The sequence below is a fragment of the Streptomyces sparsogenes subsp. cuspidosporus genome, assembly GCF_039532705.1.
Taxonomy (GTDB): domain Bacteria; phylum Actinomycetota; class Actinomycetes; order Streptomycetales; family Streptomycetaceae; genus Streptomyces; species Streptomyces sparsogenes.
Genome location: NZ_BAAASD010000059.1, coordinates 23,381 through 43,077 on the forward strand (window position 1 = coordinate 23,381; position 19,697 = coordinate 43,077).

The window sequence follows — 19,697 nt, forward strand, 5'->3', positions numbered from 1 at the left end:
CTGCTTCCTTATGAAGCCTCGACGGCGTTGGCCTGGTATGCTGCATCATATGCCCTCTGCGCGGCGTTTTTGACGCTTTGGGTCTTGTCCATGCCCGCTTCGGCTACGGCATCATAAAAAGCTTGCTTTGCCCTTTGGGCCCTCTTGACGCGTTCGGTTGTCAGATATGCATCTCGGTTTTCTTGAACCTCTTTCGCTGCAGCGTCCGGGTCCGCTGCTTTGTGGTCGAGGACAGCCTCTCGTACGTCCTCGACCACCCATCCGGCGACATCGCCGGCCACGGGAATATTGTCGATGGTGCCAATCCCCAGATCCACCAATCGACCCAGCCATCCGTCTCCAGCTTCCAGTGAATCGTTGTATTCTTTGGCCTTCTGTACGCTGTTGTCAGCAGCTGCTATTGCATCGGCCCGGCCCTCGGCCGTGTTTCCTTCGACCCTTGCGCCGGGAACCACGGCAAGCTCGGCCAGATCCCCGACATCTACCTTGTCCCCGCGATGAGTTATTGCATTGCGGAGTGTTTCGCTGGTCACTGCTTCCTGAGCTTGTGTGATGGTTGCGTATGCATTGGGGTCTGCTGTGGTCGTCTTCAGGAACAGATCTAGAGCATGTTTGTCCTCCGGCCTTGAGAGATTCGGTTCAGCGCCAGTGTCTCTGATGTAGCCACTTTCGTCCCCACCTGCGTAAACTCGCTGGATATCGTGCATGTACTCTGCGGACATATTGCCAAGGCTGCCCGCAATCGGCGCGAGTTCGCCGTCGCCCTTGAAGAGATCGGGGTTCGCAGCCACTTTTTTCACCACTGAGCCGAAGACGTTGGCTTGCTCCTCCGTGTGAGGCTTGGAGGGTGCGTCGCTGTCGTACGGACGCCCGGACGTGGCGGACTCGAGGGCGTGTCCGAGTGCTTCCTTGCCGAAATTCTCGGTGTCGGAGACTTTGATGCCTGCGGCGCCGTACGCCCACTCACGTGCGCCCTTTCCGTCCTTGTCGCCGAGGAAGTAGTCGAGGTTGCTGATCTTCTTGAGTCCGTCGTGCTCGCCCTCACCTGTAGAGCCGTTGAAGAACGCTGTCGACGCTTCAGGGCTGTGCGAGAGACCTTCCAAGAGGCCGGTCATGGGATCCCAACCGGGACCGCCGTCCTTGTCGAGGTTGAGGCCGAACCTGTCCACTCCGAGGCCCGAGTACGAGTTGTGCGGCTCCGGCCAGGCCCACGGCTGCTTGCGCTCGAAGGTGACCATGTCCTCTGCGATGGGAGTGAGGAACGACTTGTCGTAGCTACCATGCCGTAAAAGCGTTCCGAGAACTTGGTAGCCTCGAATTTCGACCCGGGCGTTGTTCTTTTCGAATGTGAGAGGTGCACGGCCCACCCGCTTGAGTTCGGTTTGCCACGCCTTCCCGAGATAATCCCTGTCCTCCCGGAACGCTGTACTGGGGTCGTCCTTCCCGGTGGGAGGCCGGGTCGCCGTGGCGAGTGCCTTGCCCATGCTTGTCTGGATGCTGTGGGCGAGCTTGAACTGCGTCTTGTCGCCTTCCGCCGAGGCGTCGAGTGCGATCTGTGCCTGGAAGCGCAGGGCGTCCTTCGGGCCCAGAGCCTTATAGAAATCGACAGTGAACTCGCGGTCCTTGGAGTTGTACGCCAAAAGCTGCCTGAGTTCGGTGAGTTCCGTGATGCTGAGCTCACCACCATCCCGATACTTCGCAAGACTCTTCCTGGCGAGTTGGACTGCCCGCTCGGACTGGACGTCGTCCAGGGAGTCGTACTTCGCATGACCGAAGTTGTGGCTGTCGTTACCGTGGATCTTCTTCAGAGCTCGTGATGCCGAGTTGTCGATCTCATCGGCCTGAGCAATGAGATTGTTGATTCGGCTTTCCAGGCGGTCCTTGTAGTCGAGTTGCTCCTGCGTCTGCGTGTCATTGCTGTCGCGCTGATGCAGATAGACGCATGACACCGTGCCGTCAGGGAGGCCTGTGACCTGAATGTGCTGCTTCTTGGCTTCCACATCCACGGCCTCCTTCAGAGCCGACTGGACCGCCACCAGATCCGCGTGGGCGTCGCGGAGCATGGCCCAGATGGCTTTGGCCTCGGTGTGGGCGTCGCTGAATTCTTTGGCGGTCTTGCGTACGAAGGGTCTGGTGACATCGGCGTTGACGCCGGCCCAGCGGGCGGCCTCGGATTGCTTCACCATGCCATTCCTGGCATCCGTGGCCAGGGTCTCGAGTTGGTCGACCATCTCCTTCCAGTCGTCGGCTGCCGAGCCGAGGCTGGTTAAGGAGACCTGGTACAGGTCGTCGAAAGTCAGGCGCCCCATCTCCGGTCCCCGCCCTTCCTACTCGTAGTACTTGGAGATCTCGGAGACCGGCATGGCGGCTCCGTCCCGGCGCGCCATGTCGGCGGCGATCTTCGCGTCCGTATGCGCCTGCGACTTCTTCGAGTAGTCGAGGTGGTTGGAGATATGGGCACAGGCCTGGAGGAGCGTCTTGAGCTGGTCGTTCCAGATCATGGTCATGGTGGTGAGAGCACCGCCCAAGGTGAAGTGGTGCGTGGTCAGCACGCTCGCTGCCTTGGCCGTCGAGCCGTCGTCCTTGGCCCCCCGGGTCATGTCTCCGGCCTTCTTCAAGCGGTCATGGAGTAAGAACGCCTCGTGGCCGACCCGTCCGAGATCGTCTCGGTACACGATGAGGTCGCCGGACGCAGTGGCGGGTGATGTCTTGCCGGCTTCATTGAGACGCATGCGCGTCGTCGCTTCGGCCCGAAGTCCCTTCCACTCTTGTTCAAAAGACACGCTTCTCTCCCCAGGCATGCGTGTTGTATCAAAGTCGTAAGTAACCAGCAGCATAAGGTAGTTGACTGAGAGTGGAGGCAGTCGAAGGAGCGTGTCGCCGAACAAAAAGACCTCTGCCCCGGGCCGGGCGGCCCGGGGCAGAGGTCTGTGGGTGGTCGGAGAGGCCGGCCTACTGGTCCGGCAGCCAGCCCAGCTGCACCAGCGGCGTCCCCCGCTTGCGGGAGACGAAGAAGCCGCGGCCCGGGGGCATGGGGCGGGGGCGGACGCCGCCGAGGAGGTCGCCTTCTGTGGGGTCGCCGGAGAGCATGACGCCCTGGGCGCCGAGTTCCTTGATGCGCTGCATGAAGGACTCGAACATCGAGCGGGAGGCGCCGGCGGAGTTGCGGGCGATGATGAAGCGCATGCCGACGTCGCGGGCGAAGGGGAGGTTGTCGGTGAGGACGGCCATGGGGTTGCCGCTGCTGGTGGAGACGAGTTCGTAGTCGTCGATGATGACGAAGAACTGGGGGCCGCTCCACCAGCTGCGGTCGCGCAGCTGCTGGGGGGTGATGTCCGGCTTGGGGGCGCGGCGTTCCATGAGGCCGTTGAGGGCGGTGGTGTGGACCTGGAGGGCCGAGGCGATCGGCGCGTACTCCAGGAGGTGGGTGTCCGGGATGACGTCGAGCAGTGAGCGGCGGTAGTCGCCGACCACGATCTTCGCCTCGTCCGGGCCGTACCGTTCGGTGATCTGCTTGGCGATGAGCCGCAGCAGGGAGGTCTTGCCGGATTCGCTCTCGCCGAAGATGAGGAAGAAGGGGTCGGACTCGAAGTCGACGAAGACCGGTTCGAGGTTGGTCTCGTCGATGCCGATCGCGATGCCCTGCTGGGGGAATTCGAAGCCCTTGGGCAGGTCCTCGGCGCGCAGCCGACGGGGGAGGAGCCGGACGCGAGGGGCGTGGGGGCCGTTCCAGTTGGTGCGGACCGCGCGGATCAGCTCGCCGCTGGCGTCGGTCATCTCGTCGGGGTCGCTGCCCGAGTCGATACGCGGCTGGGCGCCCATGAAGTGCAGCTTCTCGGGGAGCTGGCCGCGGCCGGGGACGCCCACGGGCACGTTCGCGGCGACCTTGCGGTCGAACTCGGAGTCCATGGTGTCGCCGAGGCGCAGCTCGAGGCGGTTGAGGAGCTGGTCCTTCAGCGCGGCGCGGACCTCCATGTTGCGGGAGGCCGTGACCACGACGTGGATGCCGTAGCCGAGGCCGCGGCTGGCGATGTCGGCCACGACCCCTTCCAGCATGTCGTACTCCTGCCGGAAGTTGGCCCAGCCGTCGATGATCAGGAAGACGTCGCCCCAGCCCTGGTCCGCGTGCTCGCCGCGGGACCGCTGGCGCCGGTAGGTGGCGATCGAGTCGATGTTCTTGGCGCGGAAGTACTCCTCGCGCCGGGCCAGGATGCCGGCCACCTCGGCGATGGTGCGCCGCACCCGCTCGGGGTCGAGCCGGGAGGCGACGCCGCCGACGTGCGGCAGGTCGGCGATGGCGCTCATGCCGCCGCCGCCGAAGTCCAGGCCGTAGAACTGGACCTCGGCCGGGGTGTGGGTGAGCGCGAAGGCCGAGATGAGGGTGCGCATCAGCGTGGACTTGCCGGACTGCGGGCCGCCGACCACCAGCATGTGGCCCGCGGCGCCCGAGAAGTCGCGGTAGAGCACGTCACGCCGCTGCTCGAAGGGCTTGTCGATGAGGCCGAGCGGGACGACGAGGTTGCCCAGGCGCGGGTATTCGGGCGCGGTGAGGCCGCGGCCCTCGACCGGGGACAGCGGCGGCAGCAGCTGGTCCAGCGAGGGGGCCTCGTCCAGCGGCGGCAGCCAGACCTGGTGGGCCGGGGCGCCCTGGCCCTCCAGGCGGCGGACGATGACGTCCAGGACCGTGTCGGCGAGCGCGTCGTCCTCCTGGCGGGCCGGGGTGGTCAGCGCGGCCGGGTCCGGGGTGGTGTACGTCACCGGGACGGGCGCGGCGGTGAAGAGCACCGGCCGGCGCTCGATGGGCAGCGAGGTGCCGTCGAAGTCGGCGGGGGCAGCGCCGGTCCGGTACACGCCCGACACGTAGGCCGCCTTGAAGCGGGTCATCTCGTCCGTGCCGAACTTCAGGTAGCCGGAGCCGGGGACGGACGGGAGGTGGTACGCGTCCGGCACGCCCAGCGCCGTACGGGACTCGGCGGCCGAGAAGGTCCGCAGACCGATCCGGTACGAGAGGTACGTCTCCAGGCCGCGCAGCCGGCCCTCCTCCAGCCGCTGCGAGGCCAGCAGCAGGTGCACGCCCAGGGAGCGGCCGATGCGGCCGATCTGGATGAACATGTCGATGAAGTCGGGCTTGGCCGTCAGCAGCTCGCTGAACTCGTCGATCACCAGGACGAGGGAGGCCACGGGCTCCAGCGGGGCGCCGGCCGCCCGCGCCTTCTCGTAGTCGTGGATGTTGGCGTAATTGCCGGCCGCGCGCAGCAGCTCCTGACGGCGCTGCAGCTCACCGGTGATCGAGTCGCGCATGCGGTCGACCAGCGTGAGGTCGTCCGCGAGGTTGGTGATGACCGCCGCGACATGCGGCAACTGCGACATCCCCGCGAAGGTCGCGCCACCCTTGAAGTCCGCCAGGACGAAGTTCAGCGTCTCGGAGGAGTGGGTGACCGCGAGCCCCAGCACCAGGGTGCGCAGCAGCTCGGACTTGCCCGAGCCGGTGGCGCCGACGCACAGACCGTGCGGGCCCATGCCGTCCTGCGCCGCCTCCTTGAGGTCCAGCATCACCGGCGAGCCGTCCTCGCCGACCCCGATCGGCACCCGCAGCCGCTCGGCCAGCGACCGCGGCCGCCAGGTCCGCGAGACGTCCACCGAGGCCGCGTCGCCGAGCCCGAGCAGGTCGGTGAAGTCCAGGTTGGCCAGCAGCGGTTCGTCGTCGTCGCCCCCACCCATGCGCAGCGGCGCCAGCTGCCGGGCGAGCGCGTCCGCGGCCTCGAGCGACAGCACGTCCGGGACCCCGTCGTACACCGCGACCTGCGACAGCAGCTCCAGCTTGCCCGGCCGTACGATCACCGAGAGGCCGCCGCGCAGCTCGTCGAGGTCGCCCGGCACCACCTCGATGACGGTGACGCCCTGCAGGCCCTCCTGCGCCGCGAACGCCGACTCCGGGGGCACCATCCCGCCGTCCAGCACGACCACCACATGCGGCTGGTCGAGCAGCGGCTGGGCGTCCTTGCTGAACCGGGACCGGCCCTCCAGCCGACCCTTGAGCAGCTCCTCCAGCTCCGCGAGGGAGTCGCTGAACAGCCGCCGCGCGCCCGCACCGTCGATCGCGCCGGGCACCTGCAGATGCGGCAGCCACTTCGTCCAGTCCCAGTAGGGCGTCGCGCTGCGCGGCGCGACCACCGCGATGACCAGGTCCTCGGGCGAGTGGAGGGTGACCAGCTGGGCGACGAGCGCGCGCGCCGCGCCCCGTACGGAATCCGGCTCCCCGGAGATCGTCACGTGGTAGAAGGCGCGCAGCGACACGGCCATCGGCATGTGGTCCAGCGACCCCTGGGTCGCCAGGAACTTCTGCATCGCGCCCGCCGTCAGCGGCTCCAGCTCGTCGACCGCGGCCGTGTCGGGGGCGATCAGCGGGGTGGACAGCTGCTGGGAGCCGAGCCCGATCCGGATCTGCCCGAAGTCGTTGTCGCTCGTCCGCCGTTCCCACACCCGGCTGCCCTCGGCCACGATCGACCACAGCTGGTCGGGGGAGGGGTGCAGATAGAACTGCGCGTCGCGCTGGGCCCGCGCCGTGCGCCGTACCGTGCGCCGGGTCTGTGCCAGGTACTTGAGGTAGTCGCGGCGCATGTCGGCCATCTGGCCCTGCGAGCCCTGCCGGTGCCGGATGAACATCGCCACCGTCATGCCGAGCGTGGAGAACATCATCATCACGCCCATGATCTTCATCATGGGCGCGGCGCCGGGCATGAAGAAGTAGACCATCGAGGAGGCCATGCCCAGCGTCGGCAGCAGCTGCATCAGCACGCCCTCTTGCTGGCCTCGCGGCAGCTCAGGGGGCGCTTCGAGGCGGAGTTCCTCGCTCGGCACCTCGGGCGGGAGAGCCCGCGGTTGGCGCTTGACGACGACCTGGCTCACCGGTTCCCTCAACCCCTCGTCGCAGATGAACAGTTCCTCTCCGGCACCCCCGTGGCGACGGACTCCCTCTGCGAGACGGCGATCCTACCGACGTATGAGCTGTCAGGCCCCGGTAGGGTGGCCGCCGCACGCCTGGTACCGGCGCCGCAGCGAAGCGAACAGGGGGCCTTAAAGGTGAGTACGTCCGCCACGACCGGCTTCTGCAGGGTGACCGTGGTCGCACCTGACAGTCGGATCGATGTGGCTCTTCCGGAGGACATCGCGGTCGCCGACGTCTACCCCGAGATCCTCCGTCTGACCGGCCAGACCCAGCCCGTGGGCGCCCCGACCGGTTACCACCTCGTACGCCGCGACGGCACCGTCCTGGACGGCGCGCTGACGCTGGCCGCCCAGCAGGTGCTCGACGGCGAGCTGCTGTCCCTGCGCCCCTTCGCCGAATCGCTGCCGCCCGCCGTCTACGACGACGTGTCGGACGCGATCGCCTCGGCCGTCACCCGCGACCGGACCCTGTGGAGCGACCGGTTCCTGCGCGCGTTCGGGCTGTTCGGCGGCTCGCTGCTGCTGATCCTCATGGGCTTCGTGCTCTGGTTCGCCGACCCCCTCAAGCACGACATGCACGGTCTGCCGGGCATCATCGCCGCCGCCGTCGCGGTGCTGCTGACGGCCCTGTCGGGGGTGCGGGCACGGGTCTACGAGGACCGCGCCTCCGCGATCGCGCTGGGCCTGGCCGCCCTCCCGCACGCCATGATCGCGGGCTCGGGGCTGCTCGCCCTCGACCGGGGCGAGGGCGTCGGCCGACTCCAGTTCCTGCTCGGCTGCGTGGCCGTCCTCGTCGTCTCGGTCGCCCTGGTGGTCGCCATGCCGACCGGCGACGCCCCGTTCGTCGCCGCGGTCTTCGCCTCCACGGTCGGCACCCTCGCCACCTTCTGCGCGATCCTCACCGAGGTCAGCCCCACCGAGACCGCCGCGGTCTGCGCCGCCGTCGCGATCGGCGCCGTCGCGTTCCTGCCGGGCCTGTCGGCGCGCGTCGCCCGGCTGCCCATCGGCTACGCCGCGCCGCGCTCGGCGGCCGAGGACGACGACCTCGACCCCGGGTCCGGGCCCGCCCCGGAGCCCGTGGACGCCGACCGCATCGCCGCCCAGGCCCGCCGCGGCCACGAGATGCTGCTCGGCCTGGTCGGCGGCTGCTCCGCCGTCGTCGTGGGCGCCGCGGCCGTGCTCGGCTTCTCCGACAACGTCTGGGGCCAGGTGCTCGCCCTGACCTCCGGCCTCGCGATGCTGCTGCGCGCCCGGCTCTTCCGCTACACCGCCCAGGTCGCCTCCGTCCTGGCCGCGGGCCTGATCGCGCTGGGCCTGCTCGTCCTCGGGCTGTCCCTGAACCCGCCCGGCGACGCCATGTTCAAGCTGCTGGTCCAGCACGACAGTGGCCCGCTGGACGTCCGTACGATCTGGCTGGCCGCCTCGGTCACGGCGGGAGCCGCGCTGATCACCGGCATCGCGCTGATCATTCCCAAGAAGGGGCTGTCCCCGTTCTGGGGCCGCTTCTCCGACCTGGCCGAGAGCGCGCTGCTGCTCTCCCTGGTCCCGCTGACCCTGGCCGTGCTGGACGTCTACAGCTCCGCGCGCAGCCTGACCAGCGGATGACGCGAGGCCAGACCGGCGGCTGACGCGAGGCCTGGCCAGCGTGCCCAGCGGCCTGATCCGCGGAGGAAGCGCAGCCTGACCAGCGGGTGACGCGCCCCTCGACCGGCGCGGCCCGACCAGCCGGTCAGGAGGGTGGCCGACGGCTGGTACGCTGTGTGACGGCCGTTTGTGTACGCGCCCCCGGAGTCTCGTACGAGCACTCTGGAGACAGCGCCCAGCGGACCCCGCCTCCCGAGTCATGGAAGCTCCCCTGAGACACAGACCAGGGGCACTCGGTGGCCGAAGAACCCTGAAGGAGTACCGCGTGTCGCTCGACGCCGCTACGAAGAAGCAGATCATGGCCGAGTTCGCCACCAAGGAGGGCGACACCGGTTCCCCCGAGGTCCAGGTCGCGCTGCTCTCGCGCCGCATCTCCGACCTGACCGAGCACCTCAAGACCCACAAGCACGACCACCACTCCCGCCGTGGTCTGCTGCTCCTGGTCGGCCAGCGCCGCCGCCTGCTGCAGTACCTGGCGAAGAAGGACATCACGCGCTTCCGTGCGCTCGTCGAGCGCCTGGGCATCCGCCGCGGTGCGGCGGGCGCCAAGTAAGACGCCGTGGTAGGGAGCGGTTCCCGGGACAGGGGACCGCTCCCTTTGCCGTACGTGCCGCCGAACCCGCGCGGCGCGCTACGCCACCGGGACCGACCGCGGCTAGCGCGCCCCGCGCGCCGTCCCCACCGGAATCCACAGCCGTCGTGAGGACGGGCGAAGCTTTGTAGTCTGGTCCCAACAACGTCATAACGAACGAGGAGGAGCGCCTCATTCCCGTGGCGCCGGCGCCCTGAGAGCCGGTCCTCGGTAGTGGCTCCCGGAACTGGCAATTCCGGTGGCTTCGATCGAAGACCGGCCCGGCCGCCGGCTCAACGCCAGGGGCGCTGCTCCACCACCGTCCCCCGTCACACGGACGAGGGACGCAGAAGAGGAGATTTTCCTGGTGGAGAACGAGACCCACTACGCCGAGGCCGTCATCGACAACGGCGCCTTCGGCACCCGCACCATCCGCTTCGAGACGGGCCGCCTGGCCCGTCAGGCCGCCGGCTCCGCCGTGGCCTACCTGGACGACGACACCATGGTGCTGTCGGCCACCACCGCATCCAAGAACCCCAAGGACCAGCTGGACTTCTTCCCGCTGACCGTCGACGTCGAAGAGCGGATGTACGCCGCCGGGCGCATCCCCGGCTCGTTCTTCCGCCGTGAGGGCCGCCCCTCCGAGGACGCGATCCTCACCTGCCGGCTGATCGACCGCCCGCTGCGCCCGTCCTTCAAGAAGGGCCTGCGCAACGAGATCCAGATCGTCGAGACGATCATGGCGCTCAACCCCGACCACCTCTACGACGTGGTCGCGATCAACGCCGCCTCCTGCTCCACGCAGCTGGCCGGCCTGCCCTTCTCCGGGCCGATCGGCGGCACCCGGGTCGCCCTGATCAAGGGCCAGTGGGTGGCCTTCCCGACCCACTCCGAGCTGGAGGACGCCGTCTTCGACATGGTCGTGGCCGGCCGTGTCCTCGAGGACGGCGACGTCGCGATCATGATGGTCGAGGCCGAGGCCACCGAGAAGACCATCCAGCTGGTCAAGGACGGCGTCGAGGCGCCGACCGAGGAGGTCGTGGCCGCCGGCCTCGAGGCCGCGAAGCCCTTCATCAAGGTGCTCTGCAAGGCCCAGTCGGACCTGGCCGCCAAGGCCGCCAAGCCCACGGCCGAGTTCCCGATCTTCCTCGACTACCAGGACGACGTCCTGGAGGCGCTCACCGCCGCCGTCCGCGACGAACTCGCCCAGGCGCTGACCATCGCGGGCAAGCAGGAGCGCGAGGCCGAGCTGGACCGCGTCAAGGGCCTGGCCGCCGAGAAGCTGCTGCCGCAGTTCGAAGGGCGCGAGAAGGAGATCTCCGCCGCGTACCGGTCGCTGACCAAGGCCCTGGTGCGCGAGCGCGTCATCAAGGAGAAGAAGCGCATCGACGGCCGCGGCGTCACGGACATCCGTACGCTGGCCGCCGAGGTCGAGGCGATCCCGCGGGTCCACGGCTCGGCGCTGTTCGAGCGCGGCGAGACCCAGATCCTGGGCGTCACCACGCTGAACATGCTCCGCATGGAGCAGCAGCTGGACACGCTGTCGCCGGAGACCCGCAAGCGCTACATGCACAACTACAACTTCCCGCCGTACTCCACCGGTGAGACCGGCCGCGTCGGCTCCCCGAAGCGCCGCGAGATCGGCCACGGCGCGCTGGCCGAGCGGGCGCTGATCCCGGTGCTGCCGTCCCGCGAGGAGTTCCCGTACGCCATCCGCCAGGTCTCCGAGGCGCTCGGCTCCAACGGCTCGACCTCCATGGGGTCGGTCTGCGCCTCGACCATGTCGCTGCTGAACGCCGGTGTGCCGCTGAAGGCCCCGGTCGCCGGCATCGCCATGGGCCTGATCTCCCAGGAGATCGACGGCGAGACCCACTACGTCACCCTCACCGACATCCTCGGTGCGGAGGACGCCTTCGGCGACATGGACTTCAAGGTCGCCGGCACCAAGGAGTTCGTGACCGCCCTCCAGCTGGACACCAAGCTGGACGGCATCCCGGCGTCCGTGCTGGCCGCGGCCCTCAAGCAGGCCCGCGACGCCCGGCTGCACATCCTCGACGTGATGATGGAGGCCATCGACCGGCCGGACGAGATGTCGCCGAACGCGCCGCGGATCATCACGGTCAAGATCCCGGTGGACAAGATCGGTGAGGTCATCGGCCCCAAGGGCAAGATGATCAACCAGATCCAGGAGGACACCGGCGCCGAGATCACCATCGAGGACGACGGCACCATCTACATCGGTGCCGCCGACGGCCCGGCCGCCGAGGCCGCCCGCGCCACCATCAACGGCATCGCCAACCCGACGATGCCCGAGGTCGGCGAGCGCTACCTGGGCACGGTGGTGAAGACCACCACCTTCGGTGCCTTCGTGTCCCTGCTCCCGGGCAAGGACGGCCTGCTGCACATCTCGCAGATCCGCAAGCTCGCCGGCGGCAAGCGCGTGGAGAACGTGGAGGACGTGCTCAAGGTCGGCGCCAAGGTCCAGGTCGAGATCGCCGAGATCGACCAGCGCGGCAAGCTCTCGCTCATCCCCGTCATCGAGGACGAGGAGGGCGCGGACGCGGCGAAGGACGACGCCAAGGACGAGTCGAAGGACGAAGCTTCCCAGTGACGTCCCGTGCTCACGCGGCTACGGCCCGCCCCTCCTCGGAGGGGCGGGCCGTAGCCCGTACCCAAACGCTTCTCAAGGGTGAGAACGGAATCGGCACGGTCCGCAGGACCACGCTCCCCGGGGGCCTGCGCGTCGTCACCGAAACGCTGCCGTCGGTGCGCTCGGCCACCTTCGGCATCTGGGCGCACGTCGGATCCCGCGACGAGACCCCGGCGCTCAACGGCGCCACCCACTACCTGGAGCACCTGCTCTTCAAGGGCACCCGGCGGCGCAGCGCGCTCGACATCTCCTCCGCCATCGACGCGGTCGGCGGCGAGATGAACGCCTTCACCGCGAAGGAGTACACCTGCTACTACGCGCGGGTGCTCGACACCGATCTGCCGCTGGCCATCGACGTCGTCTGCGACATGCTGACCGGCTCGCTGATCGACGCCGCGGACGTGGAGGCCGAGCGCGGCGTCGTCCTGGAAGAGATCGCCATGACCGAGGACGACCCGGGTGACTGTGTGCACGACCTGTTCGCGCACACCATGCTCGGCGACACCCCCCTCGGCCGCCCGGTCCTCGGCACCGTCGACACCGTCAACGGCCTCGGCCGCGACCAGATCGCGCGCTTCTACAAGAAGCACTACGACCCCACCCACCTGGTGGTCGCCGCCGCGGGCAATGTGGACCACGCCGCGGTCGTCCGGCAGGTGCGCAAGGCGTTCGACAAGGCGGGCGCGCTGTCCCGTACGGACGCGGTGCCCGTCGCCCCGCGCGACGGCTCCCGCACCATCCGCGCGGCCGGGCGCGTCGAGGTGCAGGGGCGCAAGACCGAGCAGGCCCATGTCGTCCTCGGCATGCCCGGGATCGCGCGCACCGACGACCGGCGCTGGGCGCTCGGCGTCCTCAACACGGCGCTCGGCGGTGGCATGAGCTCCCGCCTGTTCCAGGAGGTCCGCGAGAAGCGCGGGCTCGCCTACAGCGTCTACTCCTACACCTCGTCCTTCGCCGACTGCGGTCTGTTCGGGGTGTACGCGGGCTGCCGCCCGAGCCAGGCGGCGGACGTCCTGAAGATCTGCCGCGACGAACTGGGCCACGTCGCCGAGCACGGGCTCACCGACGAGGAGCTGCGGCGCGCGGTGGGCCAGCTGAGGGGCTCCACGGTGCTGGGCCTGGAGGACACCGGCGCGCTGATGAACCGCATCGGCAAGAGCGAGCTGTGCTGGGGCGACCAGATGTCGGTGGACGACATGCTCGCCCGCATGGCCGCCGTCACCCCGGACGAGGTGCGCGAGGTGGCCCGCGATGTACTGGGACAGCGTCCTTCGCTGTCCGTCATCGGACCGCTGAAGGACAAGCAGGCGGCGCGCCTGCACGAGGCAGTCGCCTAGCCGGGCCCGCCGACCGGCCGGGCCCGCCGCACACCAGCGGACGACACGAGGGATTCGAACGATGAGCAAGCTGCGCGTGGCCGTTCTCGGCGCCAAGGGCCGGATCGGTTCCGAGGCCGTACGAGCCGTGGAGGCCGCCGAGGACATGGAGCTGGTCGCCGCGCTCGGCCGGGGCGACAAGCTGGAGACGATGGTCGAGGCCGGCGCCGAGGTCGCGGTGGAGCTGACCGACCCCGAGTCGGTCATGGGCAATCTCGACTTCTGCGTCCGCCACGGCATCCACGGCGTCGTGGGCACCACCGGCTGGACGGACGAGCGGCTGGCGCGGCTGCGCGGATGGCTGGACGCCGTCCCCGGCACCGGCGCCCTCATCGCGCCGAACTTCTCCATCGGCGCCGTGCTGACCATGCGGTTCGCCCGGCAGGCCGCCCGCTTCTTCGAGTCGGTCGAGGTCATCGAGCTGCACCACCCGAACAAGGCGGACGCCCCCTCGGGTACCGCCACGCGCACCGCGCAGCTGATCGCGGAGGCCCGGGAGCAGGCGGGCTGCGCCCCGCAGCCGGACGCCACGAGCACGGCCCTGGACGGCGCGCGCGGCGCCGATGTGGACGGGGTGCCGGTGCACTCGGTGCGGCTGCGCGGGCTCCTGGCCCACCAGGAGGTGCTGCTCGGCGGCGAGGGCGAGACCCTCACCATCCGGCACGACTCGACGCATCACAGCAGCTTCATGCCCGGCGTGCTGCTGGGGGTGCGGCGCGTGGTGTCCGCCCCCGGCCTGACGCTCGGGCTGGAACACTTCCTCGATCTGGACTGAGACACAGCGGTGCGCGCAAAGATCACGTATTTCGTCCTCGCGGCCGTCCTGGTCGTGTACTTCGTCCTGGTCGGCAGCCGGGGCCTCATGCTCATCGAGCAGGGCACACCGGTGACCGTGGCCTTCGGCGTGGCCGTGCTGGTGCTGCCGCTCATCGGCTTCTGGTTCCTGTGGAAGACGACGGTCTTCGCGCGCAGCGCGGACCGGCTGGCCCGGGAGCTGGAGGCCGAGGGCGGCCTTCCGGTCGACGAGCTGGTACGGACGCCCGGCGGGCGGATCGACCGGGACTCGGCGGACGCGGTGTTCGCCAAGCGGCGGGCCGAGACGGAGGAGTCGCCGGACGACTGGCGCTCGTGGTTCCGGCTGGCCGTCGCGTATCACGACGCGCGGGACACGGCGCGCGCCCGCAAGGCGATGCAGCGCGCCATCGCCCTGCACGACGGACGGCCGGTGCGGTCCCGGGGCTGACCGGGACCGCCGCGCCGGGACCGCCGCGCCGGGGGCGAACCGCCGGCCCCCTGACCCGCGGGCCCGGACGGCGAGCGGGGCAGCGGGCGGGCGGCGCAGTGGGCGAGAGCGGTCCGGTCTCAGCGGTACCGGTCCGCCCAGCCCTCGATCGCGTCGGCCGCCATGCGGAAGGCCTCGGGACGGCCGAGGAAGTCGGCGCTGTGGTCGGTGAGGGCCACCGTCGGGGCCCCGCCGCCCGCCCGCTCGACGAGCACCGCCTGGCCCTGGACGCTGCGCGGCAGTCCCAGCCACCGCACCGGCTGCTGGACGGTGCGTATCGCCGCGACCTCCGGCCAGCGCACCGTCGTGGCCGAGAGCAGGCCCGTCAGCCGGAGCCCCTCCTCGTCCATCCACACCCCCGTCCGCACAAGCCGGACGGCGCCCAGGATCACCAGCACGGCGGCCGCCACGCAGATACCCGCGGCGGGGACCGACCCCGCGAACGCGATGATCATCGCGGAGAACAGCACATACGAGGCGAGCAGCAGCAGGAGCGCGGCTCCGCCGACCCTCCAGGGGCCCGGCCGGTACGGGCGGCGCCGGCGGCCGGGGTCCTCGTACGGGAGGGGGGCCGCGGCGGCCGCCGGTCCGTCTTCGTCAAGGGCGCGGTCCGCTGTCAGGAAGGGCAGGGGCACGGATGGTCCTCACTCACACACACGTCCGGATGGGCCTGTGGTGGGTGAGGCTATCCCAGGGGCTCAGTGCCCGTTGGACGCCTCCGACTGCTGCACCTGGTGGGTGGTCCGCGGCCCGGTCTCGAGCGCGGGCAGCCCGAACAGCAGCGACCCCACGAACCCGGCGATGATCGTCAGGCCGATGAGGGTGCGGCCCGCTATCTGCGACGGGGTGGCGCGGGGGCGGGGCGGCGGGGTGACGTTGCTGCGGAACCGGTCGGCTTCGGCGATGAAGGCGAAGGGCACGGGCTCGCGCCGGCGGAACATATGGGGGCTTCTCCTTGGAACCTCGAACGTGGGCACTTCTGTGCTTCTGTCAGTAGGACGTGTGAACGAGGGGCGAGGTGCCCTATTTCGGCGACTTCAGTCAACATTTTCGCCGCTGCCACCTGGCCGGAGGGGATGTCGGTGGGGGCCCGTAAGCTGGGCGCGCCCCGAGCGATGAGAGATGGAAGGACCCGCCGGTGACCGAGACCCCCGCCGAGAGCGAGAAGGCCAGCTTCCGCAGCGATGTGACCGTCGAGCTGGTCAAGCACAGCGCGGCCGACTCCGACGTCCTGTGGGCCGCCCGGGTGTCCACGGCCGGTGAGCAGTCCCTCGAGGAGCTCACCAAGGACCCGGAGCGTTCCAAGGGGCTGATCAACTTCCTGATGCGGGACCGGCACGGCAGCCCCTTCGAGCACAACTCGATGACCTTCTTCATCAACGCCCCGATCTTCGTCTTCCGGGAGTTCATGCGGCACCGCGTGGGCTGGTCGTACAACGAGGAGTCCGGCCGCTACCGCGAGCTCCAGCCGGTCTTCTACGTCCCCGGGGAGGCCCGCAAGCTGGTCCAGCGGGGCCGCCCGGGCAAGTACGAGTTCGTGGAGGGCACCCAGGCGCAGCAGGAGCTGACCGGCCGGGTGATGGAGGACGCCTACCGCCACGCCTACGAGGCGTACCAGGAGATGCTGGCGGCCGGCGTGGCCCGAGAGGTGGCCCGCTCGGTCCTGCCCGTCGGCCTGTTCTCCTCCATGTACGCCACGTGCAACGCGCGGTCGCTGATGCACTTCCTCGGCCTGCGCACCCAGCATGAGCAGGCCGCCGTGCCCTCCTTCCCGCAGCGGGAGATCGAGATGGTCGGCGAGAAGATGGAGGCGATCTGGGCCGAGCTGATGCCGCTCACCTACGCCGCCTTCAACGCCAATGGGCGCGTCGCCCCGTAGCGCCGTTCGCGCCGTTCCTCGGGGCGGAAACCGGACACTCCCCGGACGGGTCACGCCCCCGAGGTGTCCGTATTGCGACGTTTCGTGAAGTTCATCTAGGCTGAACAAACGGATCCGGCACTGCCTGAACCCCCGAGCAGGCAGTGCCGGGTCCCATGCCGCCGCCCCGGTCGCCGCCCCGAGCGAGCACCGCGAGGCGCGCTACGAGTAGCGTGGGACCCATGGCACCGACATCCACATCGCAGACCCCTTTCGGGCGGGTGCTGACCGCCATGGTCACGCCATTCACCGCTGACGGCGCGCTCGACCTCGACGGCGCTCAGCGACTCGCCGCCCATCTGGTGGACGCCGGCAATGACGGCCTGGTCGTCAACGGCACCACCGGCGAGTCCCCCACCACCAGCGATGCGGAGAAAGCCGAGCTCGTACGAGCCGTGGTGGAAGCGGTCGGCGACCGTGCCCACGTCGTGGCCGGAGCGGGCACCAACGACACCCGGCACAGCGTCGAACTCGCCCGCGCCGCCGAGCAGGCCGGCGCCCATGGCCTCCTGGCGGTCACGCCGTACTACAGCAAGCCTCCGCAGGAGGGGCTCCTGCGGCACTTCACGGCCATCGCCGACGCCACCGAGCTGCCGGTCATGCTCTACGACATCCCCGGCCGCAGCGGCGTGCCGATCAGCACCGAGACCATCGTCCGGCTCGCCGAGCACCCGCGCATCATCGCCAACAAGGACGCCAAGGGCGACCTCGGCCGCGCGAGCTGGGCCATCGCCCGGTCCGGCCTGGCCTGGTACTCCGGCGACGACATGCTCAACCTGCCGCTGCTGTCCGTCGGCGCCATCGGCTTCGTCTCCGTGGTCGGCCACCTCGTCACCCCGGAGCTGCGCGCGCTGCTCGAGGCCCATCTGGCGGGCGATGTCGCCAAGGCCACCGAAATCCACCAGAAGCTCCTCCCGGTCTTCACCGGGATGTTCCGCACCCAGGGCGTCATCACGACGAAGGCCGCGCTCGCCCTCCAGGGCCTGCCGGCCGGGCCGCTGCGGCTGCCGCTCGTCGAGCTCACCGCCGAGGAAACGGAACAGCTCAAGCGCGATCTGGCTGCCGGCGGGGTACAGCTGTAACCAGACGCGCGCTTTTCACACCTTCGTACTTCACAACTACATACAGACACATCAAGCAAGTGCACGAATGTCACGCGCGCCATGTGCCCCAGGGGGGCACGTGGCGTGTGTGGTGAGGAGAGTCTTTTGAGCCATCCGCATCCTGAACTCGGCCCTCCGCCGAAGCTCCCCCAGGGGGGACTGCGCGTCATCCCGCTCGGCGGGCTCGGCGAGATCGGCCGCAACATGACGGTCTTCGAGTACGGCGGCCGGCTGCTGATCGTCGACTGCGGAGTGCTCTTCCCCGAGGAGGAGCAGCCCGGAGTCGACTTGATCCTGCCGGACTTCACCTGCATCCGGGACCGGCTCGACGACATCGACGGCATCGTGCTCACGCACGGCCACGAGGATCACATCGGCGGCGTCCCGTTCCTGCTCCGCGAGAAGCCGGACATCCCGCTGATCGGCTCCAAGCTGACCCTCGCCCTGATCGAGGCGAAGCTCCAGGAGCACCGCATCCGCCCGTACACGCTCGAGGTGGAGGAGGGCCGGCGCGAGCGCATCGGCCCCTTCGACTGCGAGTTCGTGGCGGTGAACCACTCCATCCCCGACGCCCTCGCCGTCGCCATCCGCACCCCGGCCGGCATGGCCGTGCACACCGGCGACTTCAAGATGGACCAGCTGCCGCTCGACGGCCGCCTCACGGACCTGCCCGCCTTCGCGAAGCTGGGAGAGGAAGGCATCGACCTCCTGCTCTCCGACTCCACGAACGCCGAGGTCCCCGGCTTCGTCCCGCCCGAGCGCGACATCTCCGGCGTGCTGCGCCAGGTCTTCGCGGACGCCCAGAAGCGGATCATCGTCGCGAGCTTCGCCAGCCACGTCCACCGCATCCAGCAGATCCTCGACGCGGCCCACGAGTACGGGAGGCGAGTCGCCTTCGTCGGCCGCTCGATGGTCCGCAACATGGGCATCGCCCGCGACCTGGGCTATCTGCGGGTCCCGGCCGGGCTCGTCGTCGATGTGAAGGCCCTCGACGACCTGCCCGACGACGAGATCGTCCTCGTCTGCACGGGCTCCCAGGGCGAGCCGATGGCCGCGCTGTCCAGGATGGCCAACCGCGATCACCAGATCCGCATCGTCCAGGGCGACACGGTGATCCTCGCGTCCTCCCTCATCCCGGGCAATGAGAACGCCGTCTACCGCGTGATCAACGGCCTGAGCCGGTGGGGCGCCAACGTCGTCCACAAGGGCAACGCCAAGGTCCATGTCTCCGGGCACGCCTCGGCCGGGGAGCTGCTGTACTTCTACAACATCTGCAAGCCCCGGAACCTGATGCCGGTGCACGGCGAATGGCGGCATCTGCGCGCCAACGCCGAACTGGGCGCGCTGACCGGCGTGCCCAAGAACCGCTGCGTCATCGCCGAGGACGGGGTGGTGGTCGACCTGGTCGACGGCGTCGCGAGGATCGTCGGCAAGGTGCAGGCGGGCTATGTGTACGTCGACGGCCTCTCGGTCGGAGACGTCACCGAGACCTCGCTCAAGGACCGCCGCATCCTCGGCGAGGAGGGCATCATCTCGGTCTTCGTGGTCGTCGACAGCACGACCGGCAAGATCGTGGGCGGCCCGCACATCCAGGCGCGGGGCTCCGGCATCGAGGACTCGGCCTTCGCCGCGGTCATCCCGAAGATCGAGGAGTCCCTGGCCAAATCGGCCTCGGACGGCGTCGCCGAGCCCCACCAGCTGCAGCAGCTGGTGCGCCGCTCGGTGGGCAAGTGGGTGTCCGACAGCTACCGCCGGCGCCCGATGATCCTCCCTGTGGTCGTTGAGGTCTGACGCCGGCTCAGCGCCTGACCGGCGCTGAGCCACGAGCGGGGCTCCCCGATTTGCATCCAGGAGCCCCGCTCCAGTACGTTTACGGCTCCGCCAGAGGGGAACCCCGAGCACTCAGCGTGCCGGGTGAGCCCGGAAGGCGGGTGGGAATCCGGCCCAGAGAATTCTGATAAAGTCGGAGACACCGAAGGGAAGCGCCCGGAGAAACCGGTGAAACGGTTTCGAAGGAAGCGTCCGTTCCTTGAGAACTCAACAGTGTGCCAAAAGTCAACGCCAGATATGTTGATACCCCGTACGGTCGGCCCAGTGTGGCTGATCGGACGAGGTTCCTTTGAAGAAACACACACAGCGAGGACGCTGTGAGCGGGCTGGATTATTCCTCCGGCCTGCTCCGCTCTCGTGGTGTTGCCGGGATAG

14 protein-coding genes are annotated in these 19,697 nt (G+C 69.2%); 9 read left to right on the plus strand and 5 right to left on the minus strand.

Annotated features, from left to right (window positions below; translation table 11 throughout):
* Nucleotides 1–8 precede the first annotated feature (8 nt).
* The 3 genes from ABFY07_RS38885 to eccCa all read right to left on the minus strand — a co-directional run bounded on the left by ABFY07_RS38885 (nucleotide 9) and on the right by eccCa (nucleotide 6,909).
* Nucleotides 9–2,309, minus strand: a complete 2,301-nt coding sequence (locus tag ABFY07_RS38885) for a hypothetical protein (RefSeq protein ID WP_346178995.1) — start codon at nucleotides 2,307–2,309, stop codon at nucleotides 9–11.
* An 18-nt stretch (nucleotides 2,310–2,327) separates the two neighbouring features.
* Entirely contained in the window at nucleotides 2,328–2,600 is a 273-nt protein-coding gene (locus ABFY07_RS38890; protein WP_346178996.1) for a hypothetical protein, read from the minus strand.
* A gap of 352 nt (nucleotides 2,601–2,952) precedes the next feature.
* Nucleotides 2,953–6,909 (minus strand): type VII secretion protein EccCa, encoded by a 3,957-nt coding sequence (eccCa, locus tag ABFY07_RS38895; RefSeq protein WP_346178997.1) that lies wholly within the window; start codon nucleotides 6,907–6,909, stop codon nucleotides 2,953–2,955.
* Nucleotides 6,910–7,083: 174 nt separating this feature from the next.
* Between eccCa and eccD the strand changes: the two genes are divergently transcribed.
* The 6 genes from eccD to ABFY07_RS38925 all read left to right on the plus strand — a co-directional run bounded on the left by eccD (nucleotide 7,084) and on the right by ABFY07_RS38925 (nucleotide 14,432).
* Nucleotides 7,084–8,553 (plus strand): type VII secretion integral membrane protein EccD, encoded by a 1,470-nt coding sequence (gene eccD / locus ABFY07_RS38900; RefSeq protein ID WP_346178998.1) that lies wholly within the window; start codon nucleotides 7,084–7,086, stop codon nucleotides 8,551–8,553.
* A gap of 304 nt (nucleotides 8,554–8,857) precedes the next feature.
* Nucleotides 8,858–9,145: a 30S ribosomal protein S15 gene (rpsO, locus tag ABFY07_RS38905; protein WP_030414166.1), complete on the plus strand. Its 288-nt coding sequence runs from the start codon at nucleotides 8,858–8,860 to the stop codon at nucleotides 9,143–9,145.
* A gap of 385 nt (nucleotides 9,146–9,530) precedes the next feature.
* Complete coding sequence (locus tag ABFY07_RS38910) at nucleotides 9,531–11,774, plus strand: polyribonucleotide nucleotidyltransferase (RefSeq protein WP_346178999.1); 2,244 nt, start codon at nucleotides 9,531–9,533, stop codon at nucleotides 11,772–11,774.
* Complete coding sequence (locus tag ABFY07_RS38915) at nucleotides 11,771–13,150, plus strand: M16 family metallopeptidase (RefSeq protein WP_346179000.1); 1,380 nt, start codon at nucleotides 11,771–11,773, stop codon at nucleotides 13,148–13,150. Before ABFY07_RS38910 ends, ABFY07_RS38915 begins: the two co-directional genes overlap by 4 nt.
* Before the next feature lie 61 nt (nucleotides 13,151–13,211).
* Nucleotides 13,212–13,964 (plus strand): 4-hydroxy-tetrahydrodipicolinate reductase, encoded by a 753-nt coding sequence (gene dapB / locus ABFY07_RS38920; RefSeq protein WP_346179001.1) that lies wholly within the window; start codon nucleotides 13,212–13,214, stop codon nucleotides 13,962–13,964.
* Between the two features lie 9 nt (nucleotides 13,965–13,973).
* Entirely contained in the window at nucleotides 13,974–14,432 is a 459-nt protein-coding gene (locus ABFY07_RS38925; protein WP_346179002.1) for a tetratricopeptide repeat protein, read from the plus strand.
* A gap of 119 nt (nucleotides 14,433–14,551) precedes the next feature.
* Here ABFY07_RS38925 and ABFY07_RS38930 read toward each other — a convergent pair whose 3' ends face one another.
* Both ABFY07_RS38930 and ABFY07_RS38935 read right to left on the minus strand, forming a co-directional pair.
* Nucleotides 14,552–15,106 carry a hypothetical protein gene (locus ABFY07_RS38930; RefSeq protein WP_346179003.1) on the minus strand — a complete coding sequence of 185 codons (555 nt, stop codon included), beginning with the start codon at nucleotides 15,104–15,106 and terminating at the stop codon, nucleotides 14,552–14,554.
* A 63-nt stretch (nucleotides 15,107–15,169) separates the two neighbouring features.
* Entirely contained in the window at nucleotides 15,170–15,412 is a 243-nt protein-coding gene (locus ABFY07_RS38935) for a hypothetical protein (RefSeq protein ID WP_346179004.1), read from the minus strand.
* Between the two features lie 197 nt (nucleotides 15,413–15,609).
* Here ABFY07_RS38935 and thyX point away from each other — a divergent pair, with 197 nt between their 5' ends.
* From thyX to ABFY07_RS38950, 3 genes are all read left to right on the plus strand, one after another.
* Entirely contained in the window at nucleotides 15,610–16,350 is a 741-nt protein-coding gene (gene thyX, locus ABFY07_RS38940) for an FAD-dependent thymidylate synthase (RefSeq protein WP_346179005.1), read from the plus strand.
* 221 nt (nucleotides 16,351–16,571) lie between these two features.
* Nucleotides 16,572–17,471: a 4-hydroxy-tetrahydrodipicolinate synthase gene (gene dapA / locus ABFY07_RS38945; RefSeq protein WP_346179006.1), complete on the plus strand. Its 900-nt coding sequence runs from the start codon at nucleotides 16,572–16,574 to the stop codon at nucleotides 17,469–17,471.
* A 126-nt stretch (nucleotides 17,472–17,597) separates the two neighbouring features.
* On the plus strand, nucleotides 17,598–19,283 hold the full coding sequence (locus ABFY07_RS38950) for a ribonuclease J (RefSeq protein WP_065965300.1): 1,686 nt from the start codon (nucleotides 17,598–17,600) through the stop codon (nucleotides 19,281–19,283).
* The last annotated feature ends 414 nt before the right edge of the window (nucleotides 19,284–19,697 follow it).